The sequence below is a fragment of the Hymenobacter properus genome (assembly GCF_015694735.1).
Lineage (GTDB): Bacteria > Bacteroidota > Bacteroidia > Cytophagales > Hymenobacteraceae > Hymenobacter > Hymenobacter properus.
The window spans coordinates 1,359,853-1,373,450 of the sequence record NZ_JADQDP010000002.1 but is presented as its reverse complement, the minus strand read 5'-3'; the positions used below and the strand labels follow the sequence as shown (position 1 = coordinate 1,373,450).

Below are 13,598 nucleotides of genomic sequence, written 5' to 3'. Positions count from 1 at the left end.
CATTTACAACCGGAAAGCTCCGGTCAAATTCAACCTATTCTACCACCACGCGCTGGATGCTGGGCGCGTGGCCCGGCGTCTGCACGCTCAGCAGGTAGGTGCCCGAGGCCAGGCCGGCCGTGGGCACCTCGGTGCCGCTGCCGCCGAAGCTGCGGGTGCTCACCGCCTGGCCCAGCACGTTGTAGAGCGTGAGAGTGGCCGAAGCAGCCGGCACGGCCAGCTTCACGTGCAAGGCGCCTTTGCCCGCCACCGGGTTGGGCCACACGCTGAACTCGCTCTTGGCAGCATTGGTCGTAGCCGAAACCACCGTCACGGTGAAGGCGCTACCGGCGCTGGCACCGGCGGGCGACGTCAGCACCACGTTGCCGGAAGTAGCACCGGCGGGGATGGTGAAGGTGATGGTGGTGCCGTTCACCACGGTGAAGTTGGTGATGGCTACACCGTTCAGGGTCAGGGATGTTACGCCCGACAAGCCCGTGCCCGTGAGGGTAACGGTGGTGCCAACCGGGCCGCTGGCGGGGCTCATCGACGTAATGGCCGGGGGCACCACCGTGAACAGCGTGCCGTTGCTGGCACCGCCGGGGGTGGTTACCACCACGTTGCCGGTGCTGGCGCTGGCCGGTACGGTGAAGGTGATGGTGGTGGCATTCACCACTACCAGGTTGTTCACGTTCTGGCCATTCAGCGTAACGCCCGTGGCACCCGTGAAGTCCGTGCCCGTCACGGTAACCGTAGTACCTACAGGGCCGCTCACAGGGCTCAGGCTAGTGATGACCGGCGCGGGCGGCACGCAGCTTATGCTCAGCGCAAACGCGCCGGTAGCCACCGGCACGGTAGCTGTGCCGTAGCCACTCACCATAATGTAGTAGGTAGTGCCCAGGGTCGAGTTGAACGTGACCGCCGAGGCAAACTGACGGGCGGCGCAGGTAACGTCGTCGTTAGCGGCCACGCAGATGAACGAGCCACAAGCGCCCCGGTAAACGAAGAGCTTGGTATCGAAGCTGGTGGCAGTCGCGCAAGTCGATACCGTAATGGCCCGGCCCGTGCCCACAATGCTGTAGAACACCCCGCCACCGTCGACGGTAACGGCCGAGCAGCTGCCTGTTGGGTCGGTGACGTTGGTAGCGCCCACGGTCGTACCATTCACGGTCTGGCCACAGTTGACGGGAATGGCATCGGTGCAGAGGTCGTTGGCCAGTACGGGCACCGTGAACACGGTGGTCGAAGTGGCCGTGCCGCCCGGGCCGGTCACACTAATGAAGCCGGTAGTGGCGCCCGCGGGCACCGTCACCGTAATCTCCGTGGCCGAGTTCACGGTGAACGTCGGAGCTGTAACGCCGTTGAACAGCACCGCTGTAACGCCCGTGAAGTTAGTACCCGTGATGGTCACCACCGTGCCCGGCCGGCCAAAGGAAGGTGTGAACGAGGTGATGGTCGGGGCCGGAATCACCGTGAATACGGTGGTCGAAGTGGCCGTGCCCGTGGGGGCCGTCAGGCCGATGAAGCCGGTGGTGGCGCCCGCGGGCACCGTCACCGTAATCTGCGTAGCCGAGTTCACGGTGAACGTCGGGGCTATCGTGCCATTAAAAGTCACTTGCGTAGCGCCCGTGAAGTTGGTGCCCGTGATAATGACCGTGCCGCCAACGGCGCCGCTAGTGGGCGAAAAGCTGGTGATGGTGGGCGGCGCGCCCACGATGAACGGCATGGCCGAAGTGGCTGTGCCCAGCGGCGTGGTGATGGTGATGGTGCCCGTGGTAGTGCCCGCGGCTACCGTGGCCGTCAGTTGCGTGGCCGAAACCACCGTGAAGCTGGCCGCAGCCGTGCCGTTGAATGCCACGGCCGTAGCGCCCGTGAAGTTCGAGCCCAGTACCGTCACCACCGTGCCGGGCAGGCCGCCCGTGGGCGTGAAGCTGGTGATGGTGGGGCCTACTGCGGCCGGGGTAATGGTGAAGTTGGTATTCGAAATGTCGAAGAAGTAGTTATCAGCAGCTTCCACCATGATGCGCGCCTGGGTTTGGGCGGTGGCAGGGCTAGGAGCTACTACCACGGCCGAACCGTTGTTGGGCACGTTCGTAGCCAGCACGGTGGGATAAGTCAGGCCACCATCGAGGCTGAGCAGAATGTTGACCGTGGCACAGCTCACGGGCGCGGCCACGGTATTGGCCACGTCCCAGGTCACGGTTTGGGCGGCGCCACCAATCCAGCTCACGGCCGTGTTGGGGTACTGCACCACAAAGGGGCCAGCCGCGGAAGTCGTGTTCAGAGTTACGGTGGAGCTATAGTTCACGCCGCCAATCACGCCCACCGGGCCACTGTGCTCGTCGCGCACGGTGCAGCGGAACGACAACGGACGCGTCACCGTGGGCAGGCGCTCGCCGATGACGGTGGTGTTGTTCACTAGGTCGTTGAGGCGCGGGAAGTAGCGCGTGCTGCTGGTCAGGGGCACAAAGGAGCGGAACAGCGGGAAGGTCTGACCGGCGGCCTGGGCGTCGTTGGGCGTGCCTGCAGCGCCGAGGTCCATTTCCTCCCACATGTAAGTCAGGGCGTCGTTTTCGGCGTCGGTGGCCGTAGCCGTCAGCTTGAAGGGCGTGCTGATGGGCAGCACCTTGCCGCTGGCCGGGGGCGTCACCACGGGGGCCGTGTTGCCGGTGGCCGAGTTCACGCTGCAGCTCGTGCCGTCGATGAAGGCGCGCATTTCCTGGTAGTTACCCGTGTGGAACGTGGGGTCGGAGTGCGGCTGCAGGTCGTTGGCCGAGCCGCAGATGCCGGCGTAGGCCATGATGGTCGTGCCCGAGCCGGGCTCGAAGGCCGTGGTGGTGTTGCGGTTGCCCTGGCAGCTGCCGGCCGAGTTGTTGTTGAAGGTGTGGTTGCCCGAGAACTGGTGGCCCATTTCGTGCGCCACATAGTCAATATCGAAGGCATCGCCCACGGGGCTGGGCGAACCCGTCACGCCGCCCGCCTTGCGCGCGCCGCACACCACGCCGAGGTAGGCCACCCCGCCGCCGCCGGTGCTCACCACGTGGCCAATGTCGTAGTTGGCATTGCCGATGAGGGCGTCCACGTTGGTTTGGTTCTGGGTCAGCATGGCGCTGCCGTTGGCGTTGCTGTAGGTGGTGGGCGGCTGGGGGCCGCTACCGCTCAGGAACGTAATCAGGTCGTTGTTGGCAATGAGCACCAGGCGCACGGCCAGTTCTTTCTCATACACACCCACCACGCGGTTCACGGTGGTCACTTTGGCCGACGTCACGCTGGCGGTGGTGTTGCCACGGGCCACGGCATACTCCGGGGTGTTGGCCAGGGCCAGGCGGTAGGTGCGCAGCTGCGGGCCGCTCGACAGCGCCGAAGTGCTGCGGCTGGCCGCAGCGGCTACGCGGGTGTCGCTGGCAGCCAGTTCCGCTTTGGTCGGCGCAAAGTCACAGGTCGGCACCTTGCCAGCGGCGGCCCGGTTCATGTCTTTCTGGTAAAACGCCAGGTAGTGGCGCGTGTCGGTGCGCGTCACCGGGTCGATGTAGAAGCTCTGGCCGCCGGCGGCCAGCACCTGACCGTGGAAGCCCTGCGGCGTCAGGTCGAGGCGCACCGAGGCGGACTTGTCATCCAGGCCCACGCCGGCGTAGGTTTTGATGTCGGGGTGGCGGGCCGCCAGGGCGGGCTCCATCACGGGCGCTTCGTGAATGGCGAAGCGGCCGGTGCCGCCGTTGGGCAGCGGCAGGGCCAGTACCAGCGGCGCGGCACCCACCTGGGTTTCGGCCGGGGCGGTGGCCAGCGCAGCGCGCAAGCCGCTCACGTCCAGCGTCAGGGCCTGCGAGTGGTACAATGCGGCCGACAGCGGCGATGCCGCTGCAGCCCCTTGGGCCTCGCCATCGGGCCGGAAAAATTGCGGCGCTTGCTGCGCTTGCGCGCCCAGCGAAAGACCCAACGACAGCAGCAGGGTGCTGCCGAGGCGACGCAGGCGGGAAGAAGTGTCTGACCGCTGGGTGGCCGGCCGGGACGGGTAACGATATGTCATTAAAAGAAAGTGATTGAGGTGGAGGCAGTAAATATAACTTCCCCCGCATGTTTCCGGGATGAAAATCGACCAATCCTGCCCATTAATCGGCCGGCGGAAGCCCGCAGGTAGCTTTTTATTTTTTTGCAGCCGCCTCCGGCACGCTGGCGCAGCCGCTGGTACTGGATTAAATCCTGATAGAAGCTAAAAACGAGCAAGGCACGCCGGTGGGCCGGCGCGCCTTGCTCGTTTGCTTTTGTAAAGCCTAAGGGGCTTTAGCTGGCCCGTAGGTACTGCACCATGAGCTCGGCAGTTTTCTTGGCGGCCTGCTGCTGCCCAAGCTTTTCGCGCAGCTCGGCGTAGCCCGCCTTGATGCGCGCCTGGTAATCGGCATCGTTCAGCAGGCTGCGCAACTCGTCGAGCAGGTTGCGGGCGTTGAAGTCGCCCTGAATCAGTTCTTTCACCACTTCGCGGCCTGCAATCAGGTTCACGAGCGAGATGTAGGGCACCTTGATGACCATTTTGCCGATGGTGTAGCTCAGCAGGCTGGTGCGGTAGCACACTATCTGGGGCACGCCAAACAGGGCAGTTTCAAGGGTGGCTGTGCCGCTGGTGACGAGCGCGGCCGTGGCGTGGCTCAGCAGGTCGAAGGTTTGGTCGAAGACGAAACGGATGCCGTTGCGGTGGAAATGCTTGTAGTAGTTAGGGTCGAGGTTGGTGACGCCGGCCACCACGAACTGATATTCCTGGAAACCTGGCAGGATGGCAATCATCTCGTGCAGCATTTCCTCAATTTCCTGCTTGCGCGAGCCCGGCAGCACGGCAATAATGGGCCGGTCGGGCTCAAGGCGGTTGCGCTCGAAGAAGTCGGCCGTGGGCTGGAACTCGGCCACGGCGTCGGCCGTGGGGTTGCCGGTATAGTCCACCTCGTAGCCAAACTTTTGGTAGAACTCGCGCTCGAAAGGCAGAATGGCGAACATCTTGTCGACGTAGGCCTTCACCTTCTCGACGCGGCCCTGATTCCAAGCCCAGATTTTGGGCGAGATGTAGTAAAACACCTTGATGCCTTGCTCCTTGGCAAAGCGGGCCATGCGCAGGTTGAAGCCGGCGTAGTCCACCAGTATCAGCACGTCGGGCTTGAAGGCGAGGATGTCCTGCTGGCACTGCTTGAGGTAGCCACGGAACTTTAGCACGCTGGTGGCTGCCTCCACAAATCCCATGATGGCCAGCTCTTTGTAGTGACGCACCAGTTCGCCGCCCTCGGCCTCCATCATGTCGCCGCCCCAAAAGCGAAACTGCGCGGCGGTGTCCTGCTGCTTGAGCTCGCGCATGAGGTGCGCGGCGTGGAAATCGCCCGACCGTTCGCCGGCTATCAAATAATATTTCAAGGTATTACGTCATCCTGAGCGCAGCGAAGGACCTTATCACGTCCGCGCCGCTGGGGTTAGTATTTCTGACAAAAGCGCCCGTGATAGGATGCTTCCTTCGTCAGCATGACAGCCGGCCTAATTGCCGTAGTATTCCACGAAGTTGCGCGGCGTTTCGTAGAGCTTTACGCAATGCAGGCGGGCCTGGGTGATGGCGGGCAGTTCGCGCTCCAGAATTTGCCAGAAGGCAATGGCCAGATTTTCGGTGCTGGCCATCTGGCCGGCCATGAAGGGCACGTCGAGGTTGAGGTTTTTGTGGTCGACCTGTTCGGTGATGTGCGTGCGCAGCAGGTCGGACAGGGCTTTGAGGTCGACCACGAAGCCGGTTTCGGGGTCGGGCTCGCCCTTCACCGTCACGATGAGGTCGTAGTTGTGGCCGTGCCAATTGGTGTTGGCACAGGGGCCGAACACTTCGCGGTTGCGCTCCTCGCTCCACTTGGGGTTGTAGAGCTTGTGGGCGGCGTTGAAATGTTCCTGGCGGCTGATGTATATCATTCTTCTTGTTGTCAGTTGTTAGTTGTTAGTTGTCAGTTCCAAACGGCGTTTTTATGGCCTACCAACTGACAACAAGCAACTGACAACTATGAGTTTTTCCGCAGCAAATATACGAAGAAGGGTACCCCGAACAGGGCCGTGACCAGGCCCACCGGCAGCCCGGCCGGGGGGTAGAGCAGCCGCGCCAGCAGGTCGCAGGCCAGCAAAAAGCCCCCGCCCAGCACCGCGCAGAACAGCAGGTTGAAGCGCCCCGTGGTGCCCAGCAGGCCGCGCGTGAGGTGCGGCACCAGCAGCCCCACAAAGCCCACCGGCCCACACAGCGCCACCACGCCCCCCGTGAGGCCGGCCGCCAGCCCCACCAGCAGCCAGCGCACCCTCGCCACGGGCAGGCCCAGGGCGGCGGCCCGCTCCTCTCCCAGCAGCAGCAGGTTCAGGTCTTTTTGCAGGAAGCCCAGCACAAACAGGCTGACAACCAGCGCTGCCGCCGGATAGGGCAGCGCACTCCACCCGGCCCGCTCGAAGCTGCCAAATGCCCAGAACACCACGCTGCGCAAGCTGCCTTCGGGCGAGGCCATGAAGGTGAGCAGGCTGCCCAAAGCCGCTGCCAGCGCCCCCACCGCCACGCCCGCCAGCAACAGCGGCGCCGGCAAAATGCGCCCGCGCCGGGTGCCCAGCGCCACTACCAGCAGTGTGGCTCCGAACGCGCCCGCCAGTGCCGCCACCGGCGGCAGATACACGCCCATCACCGTGAGTGAGGGCACCAATACATAAGACGCAATGGCACCCAGCGACGCGCCCGAAGCCGTGCCCAGCAAGTAGGGGTCGGCCAGGGGGTTGGTGACGAGGGTTTGGAGCAGGTAGCCGCTCAGGGCCAGGCTGGCGCCGGCCAGTAGCGCCAGCAGCAGGCGTGGCAGCCGCAGCTGCACCAGCACCAGCTGGGCCGGGTCGGCCGAGTTGTAGTGCAGGAAGGTATCCAGAATGAAGCTGTATGAGGTACTGTAGCTGCCCACGCGCAGCCCCAGCACCAGCAAGGCTAGCGTAAGCAGCAGGCCGAGCGTGAGCCAGAGCAGGGGGCGGCGAGCAGGCATCAGTGAACGGCAGTTGATGCCGTGGACGCCGGCTGCTGCAGCAGCCCCTGCAGCTCACGCACCGACTCTACCACGCGGGGGCCGGGCCGCTCCATCAGGTTGCCGGTGATGGCGAAGACACGATGGGTTTTATAGGCGTTGATGCGCTTTAGCTCGGGGTAATTCTTAAAAAAGGTTCTGTCCAGCTTCTCGAAGCTGCCGCCGAGCAGCACGTCGGGGTTCAGCTTGAGAATGTATTCGCGGGTGAGGGCCGGATAAGGCTGCGGGAAGGTTTCCGTCACGGCATTCTGGCCACTGGCGAGGCTGATTTCGTCGGTAAAGAGCGTGTTCTGGCCGTAGCAGTAGATGGGGTCTTGCCAGGTGATGGCCAACACTTTTGGTGGGTTGGCGGATTGGTGGGTTGGTGAGTTGACGAGGGTATTGAGGCTTTGGCGCAGCGAGTCGGCCACGCGGTGGCCCTGCGCCGGACGGCCGAGCAGACGGCCCAACTTTTCCATGCCCGCAAATACATCTTCTACTTTGCGAAAGCGCATATAATACACCGGAATGCCCAGGTCCTGCAGGCGCTTGGCATCATCAACCGACGTGATGCCTTCGACGGTGAACACAACCTCGGGCTTGAGCGTGACAAGGCGCTCCAGGTCGAGCGGATAGTTGTTGACGACGGGCTTGCGGAGTACGGCGGCGGGGAAATTGTCTTGTGGGCACCGGGCCACGATGGTGGCGGTATCGGCCACGGCGTAAAGCATTTCGGTCATGCTGGGGGCCAGGGCCAGCACGCGGCGCGGGTGCGCGGGCAGGGTGAGGGCCCGGCCCAGGCCGTCGTGCACGGCCACGGGGGCAGCGGGTTTCGATTCGGACTGGCAACTTGCCAGCCACGCCAGCGGTAAAAGCAGCAACAGAAAACGCATGCGGCAAAGGTAGGCGTGCTACCCGGCGCGACGGTTTACCTTTGCCCCGTTCCAACCCCCGCCCCCATGATAGTAGTCACCGGCGCGGCCGGCTTCATTGCCAGCTGCCTTGTTTCCCGCCTCAACGCCGCCAATTTCAACGACATCGTGGTGGTGGACAATTTTTCCATCGCGAAGAAGCTGCCCAACATCGAAGGCAAGAAGCTGCGCGAGTACGTCGACCGCGAAACATTCTTCGAGTGGCTTGATGCCAACCACGAGCAGGTGGAGTTCATCTTCCACCTTGGCGCCCGCACCGACACCACAGAGATGGACCCGGCCGTGTTCGACCTGCTCAACCTCAACTATTCCAAGCAGATGTGGCGGGCCTGCGTGCAGTACAACCTGCCATTGGTGTACGCCTCCTCGGCCGCAACCTACGGCGACGGCACCCTGGGCTACACCGATACCGACGAGGCCCTGTTCCCGCTCTACCGCCCGCTGAACCCCTACGGCGACTCGAAAAACGACTTCGACAACTGGGCCTTGCAGCAGGAAGAGAAGCCCTATTTCTGGGCCGGGCTGAAATTTTTTAACGTGTATGGCCCCAACGAGTACCACAAGGGCCGCATGGCCTCGGTGATATTCCACGCCTTCCACCAGATTCAGCAAACCGGCTCGATGATGCTGTTCCGGTCGCACAACCCCGACTACACCGACGGCGGCCAGATGCGCGACTTTGTGTACGTGAAGGATGTGGTGGAAGTGTGCCTTTTCCTGCTGAATCACCGCACGCACTCCGGCATCTACAACCTGGGCAGCGGCCAGGCCCGCACCTTCCTGGATTTGGCCCTGAACACATTCCAGGCGCTGGGCCGCACGGCTGATATTCAGTTTAAGGACACGCCCGAGGACATTCGGGACAAGTACCAATACTTCACCGAGGCCGACATGAGCAAGCTTAAAAGCATTGGCTACGCTCAGCCGTTTACCCGACTGGAAGATGGCATTCAAGACTACGTACAGAATTACCTGCTGCCGGGCCGTTACCTGTAACATATTGATGCCAAGCTATGCAGAACGTCATGCTGAGCGCAGCCGAAGCATCTCTACTGCGCAAGTATTCATTTACTATTGCGGTAGAGATGCTTGGGCTCCGCTCAGCATGACGTTCTTCTTTTACTATTCGCTTTCCCGCCCGTGCCTGTGACCCAGCCCGCCTCTCCCGTCATCACCGTTGTAGGCGGCGGCTTCGCGGGCACAGCGCTGGTGCTGCAACTGCGAAAGCAGCCCGCCCTGGCTGGGGCCGAAATTCATCTCATCGAGCCGCGCGACGTGCCGGGCCCCGGCTTGGCTTACACCGCCCGGCGGCCCGAATACTTGCTCAACGTGCGCCCTGGCGGCCTGAGCCTTTACCCCGACGCGCCCGCGCATTTTGCCAACTGGCTGCAAACCCAGCCCGAAAGTGCCACCGGAGTACCGGAGTTTGCCTCCCGTGCCACCTACGGCCGCTACCTGCGTGAGGAACTGGCCGCCGTTCTGACCACCGCTCCGCCGAATTTGCAGTGGCACCGCAGCACGGCCGTCACGGCCCCGCTCCTGCCCTCGGGCCAGCGCAACATGGTGCTGGCCGACGGCACCCAACTTCGCAGCGATTACGTGGTGCTGGCTTTGGGCAACTTCCCGCCCCCGCCCCCGGCCGGGCCCGACCACCGCTACCTGCACCACCCCGGCTACCACGCCGACCCCTGGGCCACCGGCAACCTGCGTCGCATCGGGCCCGATGACTCGGTGCTGCTCATCGGCTCGGGCCTGACGGCGGTAGACGTGCTGCTGGCCCTGCACCACGACGACCACCGCGCCCCCGTGACGGTGGTGGCCCGCCACGGCCGCTGGCCCAGCGCCCACGGCCCCGTCGTGGCCCCCTATCCGAACTTTTATCCTGAATTGGCTGCCGAAACCACCGTAGCGGGCATGCTGGCTATTTTTAAAAGGCACTTGCGGGCCGCCGCGGCGCAGGGCATCGACTGGCGACCGGTGCTGGATGCGCTGCGGCCCGATTTGGGCCGCATCTGGGCGGCGTGGCCGCTGGTGGAACAGCGGCGTTTTCTGCGGCACTTGGCAAGCGTGTGGGCCGTGGCCCGGCACCGCAGCCCGCCGCAAAATGCGGCCGCCCTGGCCGACCTCACGGCGAATGGCCTGGTGCAGCTGCGGGCAGGGTCGGTGCGGGAAATACTGCCCGACGGCGACTTGCTGCGCGTGCGCATCGGCCCCCGAAATGAGGTTAATGATTGGCACACAGCCCAACACGTGGTGTGCTGCGCCGGCCCCCTGCTCGACTACGGCCGCATCACCGACCCACTGGTGATGAGCCTGCGCGACAAGGGCCACCTGGCGGCCGACCCGCTGGGCTTGGGCATGCAGACGGACCCGCACGGCGCCTTGCGCGGGGCCGACGGCCGGGTGTCGACCACGCTGTTTACCCTGGGCCCCAGCCGGCGGCCGGCGTATTTTGAATCGACAGCCGTTCCGGAAATCCGGCAGCAAGCGGCCGACCTGGCCCAGGAACTGGCGCGGCGGGTGGCAGGGCAGTAATGCTCGTTTCTAACCAAAGCAGACGTAGCACACTTTAGCGCAGGCTAAGGCGGCAGCTATAAAAAAAGCCGCTCCAGATGGAGCGGCTTCGTTTTGTAATGGAAATCAGCTTACGCTGCCAGCGCGGGATACATGGGCAACACCGGCGCCTCGGTAGTGGGGAATGCAGGGCGGATGTCGGCCAGGCGCGAAGGGGCGGCAGTGGTTTCCGCAGCGTCGTGGTGGCGCAGGGCGCGCATCAGTAGGTAACGGTATTTTTCGGCGTCGGCCAGGGCTTGCTCGATGGCTTGCACGGCGTCGGCGTGGGCTACCACCGGCTGCAGTTCGCGGCGCGGGCGGCGGGCTTCAAACACATGACCTTTCAGGTATTCGGCGGCAGATTTCATAATAAAAACAAGCTGTCTTTTAGCGGAATATCAGCGTAGTAGAATAACCGAAAAAGGCCCGTTTTCATTCCCTTAGACACATAATTTACCTCTTGATTACAAGCGCGTTAAAGCAGGCGTTTTTACCCGAGTACCGCAGCCTCGCCTATTCAATTTTCAGCACGATTTTGCCGAACTGAGCGCCGGCTTCCATGCGGCGCAGGGCAGCCTCTCCTTCAGCCAGCGGAAATACCTGGTCGACGACGGGCACAATGTTTTTTTCCGTCACCAAGGCCAGCATGTTGTCAAAATCCTGCAGGGAGCCCATGGTGGAACCCAGCACGCTGAGTTGCTTCCAGAATACCTTAGCGGGCGGCAGGTCGGGGATATTGCCCAGCGTGCCGCCGTAGAAAACGATGCGGCCGCCCGGCGCGGCGGCGTCGAGCAGGGCGTTGAAGGCCGGCCCGGCAGCGCTGTCGATGATGACGTCGAACGGCCCGCCGGCCTGCTGGATAAGGGTTTTCACCCAGTTGTCGACCTTATAGTTGATGCCGCCTTTCGCGCCCAGCTGCTGCGCCCGGGCAATTTTCTCTTCTGAGCTGGACGTCACCCACACCTCGGCCCCGCGGGCGGCGCAAAACTGCGCGGCCAGCAGCGCCACCCCGCCGCCAATGCCCGTCACCAGCACCCGCTCGCCGGGCTGTACCTGGGCGCGCGTGAAGGAGGCGCGGTAGGCGGTGAGGCCACCCAGCGGCAGCGCCGCCCCCTGCTCGAAGCTGAGGTGGGCGGGCAGGGGCCGCACGTACTCGGCGGGCAAGCTGGTGTATTCGGCAAAGGTGCCGGGGTCTGGCATGCCCCGGACTACGAAGTCTTTAGCCTGCACCTTGGGGTTGGAACCCCAACGCAGGCCGGGGTAGAGCAGCACGCGGGCACCCACAGCCGGCGCATCGGCGGGCACATTGGGGCCGTGTGCGGCTACCTCGCCGGCGCCGTCGGCCCCGAGGGTGCAGGGCAGCTTGATGCCGGCGTACTGGCCTTTTTGAATCCAGACGTCGCGATGATTAAGGGCGGCGGCGTGGAGCCGGACCAGGATTTCGCCCGGGCCGGGCGTGGGAGTGGGCACGTCGCAGACAGTTGCGGGCTGATGGATGGCATCGAGTTGGAGGGCGCGCATGGGAAATTGAGAATAAATGGACGAACAGCGACGGACTGAACAGCTTCAGAGCGTTGCGAATAAGGGTTGCTGATGGTAGCAACAAGTTGGCAGCGTGGCAAAAAGCCACTTCACAGGCTGCAGAATGGCCAAAGCTTCTCTCCAACCTTCCGCGCAAGATATCGTTCAGAACAAGCACCGGGCTACTTTCCTGCCCGGCCACTCCATTTCTAACCTTCTCAATCCCATGGCCGAGACCCACTCCCTCGAAGAAGTATTGAACACGCCGCAAAAGAAGCTGGCCTTCTTCCAGAACCTGGTTTTGGTGGCTGCCGCCGATGGGCAGCTGAGTTCGGAGGAAAGCGACTTCCTCCTGCAAATTGGCAACCGCCTGGGGCTAACGGCCGATGAAGTAATGCCCATTGCCGACAACCTGGGCGTACTCAGCTTCATCATGCCCGCCGAGGGCATACAGCGCACCCTGGAGCTGCAAACCCTGGTACAAATGATGCTGCAGGACGGCCAGCTCGACGCCCGCGAGTACGGCCTGTGCCAGGAATACGCCATGCGCATTGGCTACGGCAAGGCCATTCTCGACGACATGGTGAGCCAACTGGCTGGCGGCGCGCCCAACCCCTACCCCATGCCGCCCACGGTGAGCTAGTGGCTGCTTTCTTCGTGCTTGGCCAGCCCGGCAATGGCCACCGGACCCGCCACCAGCAGGCCCGTCACCAGGCCGCCGAGGTGGGCAGCGTTGTCGATATTGCCGGTGATGCCCGACAGCAGGTTGCTGAGCACCAGGTACAGCACCAGCCCCAGCATGGCGCGGCGGTCGGACTTGCCCAGCACCAGCCGCTTGCCGATGAGCAGCACCAGCAGCAGGCCATAGAGGCCGAAAATGGCGCCGCTAGCCCCCACTGAGTTCACGCCGTCGGTGTGCCACCACAGGCTGGCCAGCCCGCCGCCCACGCCGCAGGCCAAGTAGCCCAGTAGCAGGCGCACCGGTCCCAGCCGGTCTTCCACCAGCAGGCCCAGCAGCCAGAGCGAAAACATGTTTAGCAGCAGGTGTGATAGACCAGCATGCACAAACAGGCAGGTGAGCAGTCGCCACGGTTGCCCGTGCAGGGTGAGGTCGGAAATATTGGAGCCCCAAAGCACCAGCTGGTGCCCGGTGGGCTGCGATGCCGACACGCCGCTGAGCACCATCAGCCCAAACACCAGCACGTTGAGGTCGAGCAGCAGCGGCGTGGCCCAGAAGCGGCGCGATGGGATGAACAGCCCCCGCAGCAGCTGGCCTACGAGTTGCGGCCAGGTTTCGGACTCTTCGGCGGGCGGGGCCGGCGCGGGCGCCGGGGCCTCGGGCAGCAGCCCGCGCCGCTTGAGCTCGGCCACAGCAGCTGCCCCCACGGCAGGCGGGTAGCGGGCCGCGTTCTGGGCCAGGTACAGGAGCTCGGCTTCGGGCTTCTGGGCGAACAGCTGGGCGGCCAGGGCGGCCGTGGAGCCGGGCGCAGCGGAGGGGGTGGCTTCTTCCATCGAAACGGCACGCGCAAGGAGCGCGCCAGATGGTAACAACCGGCCACTTTGCCAGGTGTTCGGGGTT

Annotated in this window: 11 protein-coding genes; 3 read left to right on the top strand and 8 right to left on the bottom strand. The window is 63.9% G+C overall.

Annotated elements, in window-relative coordinates; all coding sequences use genetic code 11:
• Positions 1-34: 34 nt before the first annotated feature.
• From I2I01_RS11910 to I2I01_RS11890, 5 genes are all read right to left on the bottom strand, one after another.
• Entirely contained in the window at positions 35-4,006 is a 3,972-nt protein-coding gene (locus tag I2I01_RS11910) for an IPT/TIG domain-containing protein (RefSeq protein ID WP_196286660.1), read from the bottom strand.
• 254 nt (positions 4,007-4,260) lie between these two features.
• Positions 4,261-5,361 carry a lipid-A-disaccharide synthase gene (gene lpxB / locus I2I01_RS11905; protein WP_317196889.1) on the bottom strand — a complete coding sequence of 367 codons (1,101 nt, stop codon included), beginning with the start codon at positions 5,359-5,361 and terminating at the stop codon, positions 4,261-4,263.
• Positions 5,362-5,490: 129 nt separating this feature from the next.
• Positions 5,491-5,907 carry a 6-pyruvoyl trahydropterin synthase family protein gene (locus tag I2I01_RS11900; protein ID WP_196286658.1) on the bottom strand — a complete coding sequence of 139 codons (417 nt, stop codon included), beginning with the start codon at positions 5,905-5,907 and terminating at the stop codon, positions 5,491-5,493.
• A gap of 86 nt (positions 5,908-5,993) precedes the next feature.
• Positions 5,994-6,995: a FecCD family ABC transporter permease gene (locus tag I2I01_RS11895; protein WP_196286657.1), complete on the bottom strand. Its 1,002-nt coding sequence runs from the start codon at positions 6,993-6,995 to the stop codon at positions 5,994-5,996.
• A complete protein-coding gene (locus I2I01_RS11890) occupies positions 6,995-7,906 on the bottom strand; it encodes an ABC transporter substrate-binding protein (RefSeq protein ID WP_196286656.1) in 912 nt (303 codons plus the stop codon). The genes I2I01_RS11895 and I2I01_RS11890 overlap by 1 nt, the downstream gene beginning before the upstream one ends.
• A gap of 66 nt (positions 7,907-7,972) precedes the next feature.
• Between I2I01_RS11890 and rfaD the strand changes: the two genes are divergently transcribed.
• Positions 7,973-8,941, top strand: a complete 969-nt coding sequence (rfaD, locus tag I2I01_RS11885) for an ADP-glyceromanno-heptose 6-epimerase (protein ID WP_196286655.1) — start codon at positions 7,973-7,975, stop codon at positions 8,939-8,941.
• 144 nt (positions 8,942-9,085) lie between these two features.
• On the top strand, positions 9,086-10,480 hold the full coding sequence (locus I2I01_RS11880; RefSeq protein WP_196286654.1) for an FAD/NAD(P)-binding protein: 1,395 nt from the start codon (positions 9,086-9,088) through the stop codon (positions 10,478-10,480).
• A gap of 110 nt (positions 10,481-10,590) precedes the next feature.
• Here the strand turns inward: I2I01_RS11880 and I2I01_RS11875 are convergent, their stop codons facing one another.
• Together I2I01_RS11875 and I2I01_RS11870 are read right to left on the bottom strand one after the other, a co-directional pair.
• Entirely contained in the window at positions 10,591-10,866 is a 276-nt protein-coding gene (locus I2I01_RS11875; RefSeq protein ID WP_196286653.1) for a hypothetical protein, read from the bottom strand.
• A gap of 145 nt (positions 10,867-11,011) precedes the next feature.
• Entirely contained in the window at positions 11,012-12,019 is a 1,008-nt protein-coding gene (locus tag I2I01_RS11870) for a zinc-binding dehydrogenase (protein WP_196286652.1), read from the bottom strand.
• A 226-nt stretch (positions 12,020-12,245) separates the two neighbouring features.
• Between I2I01_RS11870 and I2I01_RS11865 the strand changes: the two genes are divergently transcribed.
• Positions 12,246-12,662, top strand: a complete 417-nt coding sequence (locus I2I01_RS11865; RefSeq protein WP_196286651.1) for a TerB family tellurite resistance protein — start codon at positions 12,246-12,248, stop codon at positions 12,660-12,662.
• On the opposite strand, the gene I2I01_RS11860 is transcribed toward I2I01_RS11865, so the two are convergent.
• Positions 12,659-13,531, bottom strand: a complete 873-nt coding sequence (locus I2I01_RS11860; protein WP_196286650.1) for a rhomboid family intramembrane serine protease — start codon at positions 13,529-13,531, stop codon at positions 12,659-12,661. The two genes, I2I01_RS11865 and I2I01_RS11860, sit on opposite strands and share 4 nt — an antisense overlap.
• Positions 13,532-13,598 lie beyond the last annotated feature (67 nt).

Excerpts from the sequence above, each read along its gene's own strand:
- I2I01_RS11865 (WP_196286651.1), top strand. The coding sequence starts at position 12,246 with ATGGCCGAGACCCACTCCCTCGAAGAAGTATTGAACACGCCGCAAAAG.
- I2I01_RS11860 (WP_196286650.1), bottom strand. The coding sequence starts at position 13,531 with ATGGAAGAAGCCACCCCCTCCGCTGCGCCCGGCTCCACGGCCGCCCTG.
- I2I01_RS11870 (WP_196286652.1), bottom strand. The coding sequence starts at position 12,019 with ATGCGCGCCCTCCAACTCGATGCCATCCATCAGCCCGCAACTGTCTGC.
- rfaD (WP_196286655.1), top strand. The coding sequence starts at position 7,973 with ATGATAGTAGTCACCGGCGCGGCCGGCTTCATTGCCAGCTGCCTTGTT.
- I2I01_RS11900 (WP_196286658.1), bottom strand. The coding sequence starts at position 5,907 with ATGATATACATCAGCCGCCAGGAACATTTCAACGCCGCCCACAAGCTC.
- I2I01_RS11895 (WP_196286657.1), bottom strand. The coding sequence starts at position 6,995 with ATGCCTGCTCGCCGCCCCCTGCTCTGGCTCACGCTCGGCCTGCTGCTT.
- I2I01_RS11910 (WP_196286660.1), bottom strand. The coding sequence starts at position 4,006 with ATGACATATCGTTACCCGTCCCGGCCGGCCACCCAGCGGTCAGACACT.
- I2I01_RS11890 (WP_196286656.1), bottom strand. The coding sequence starts at position 7,906 with ATGCGTTTTCTGTTGCTGCTTTTACCGCTGGCGTGGCTGGCAAGTTGC.
- I2I01_RS11875 (WP_196286653.1), bottom strand. The coding sequence starts at position 10,866 with ATGAAATCTGCCGCCGAATACCTGAAAGGTCATGTGTTTGAAGCCCGC.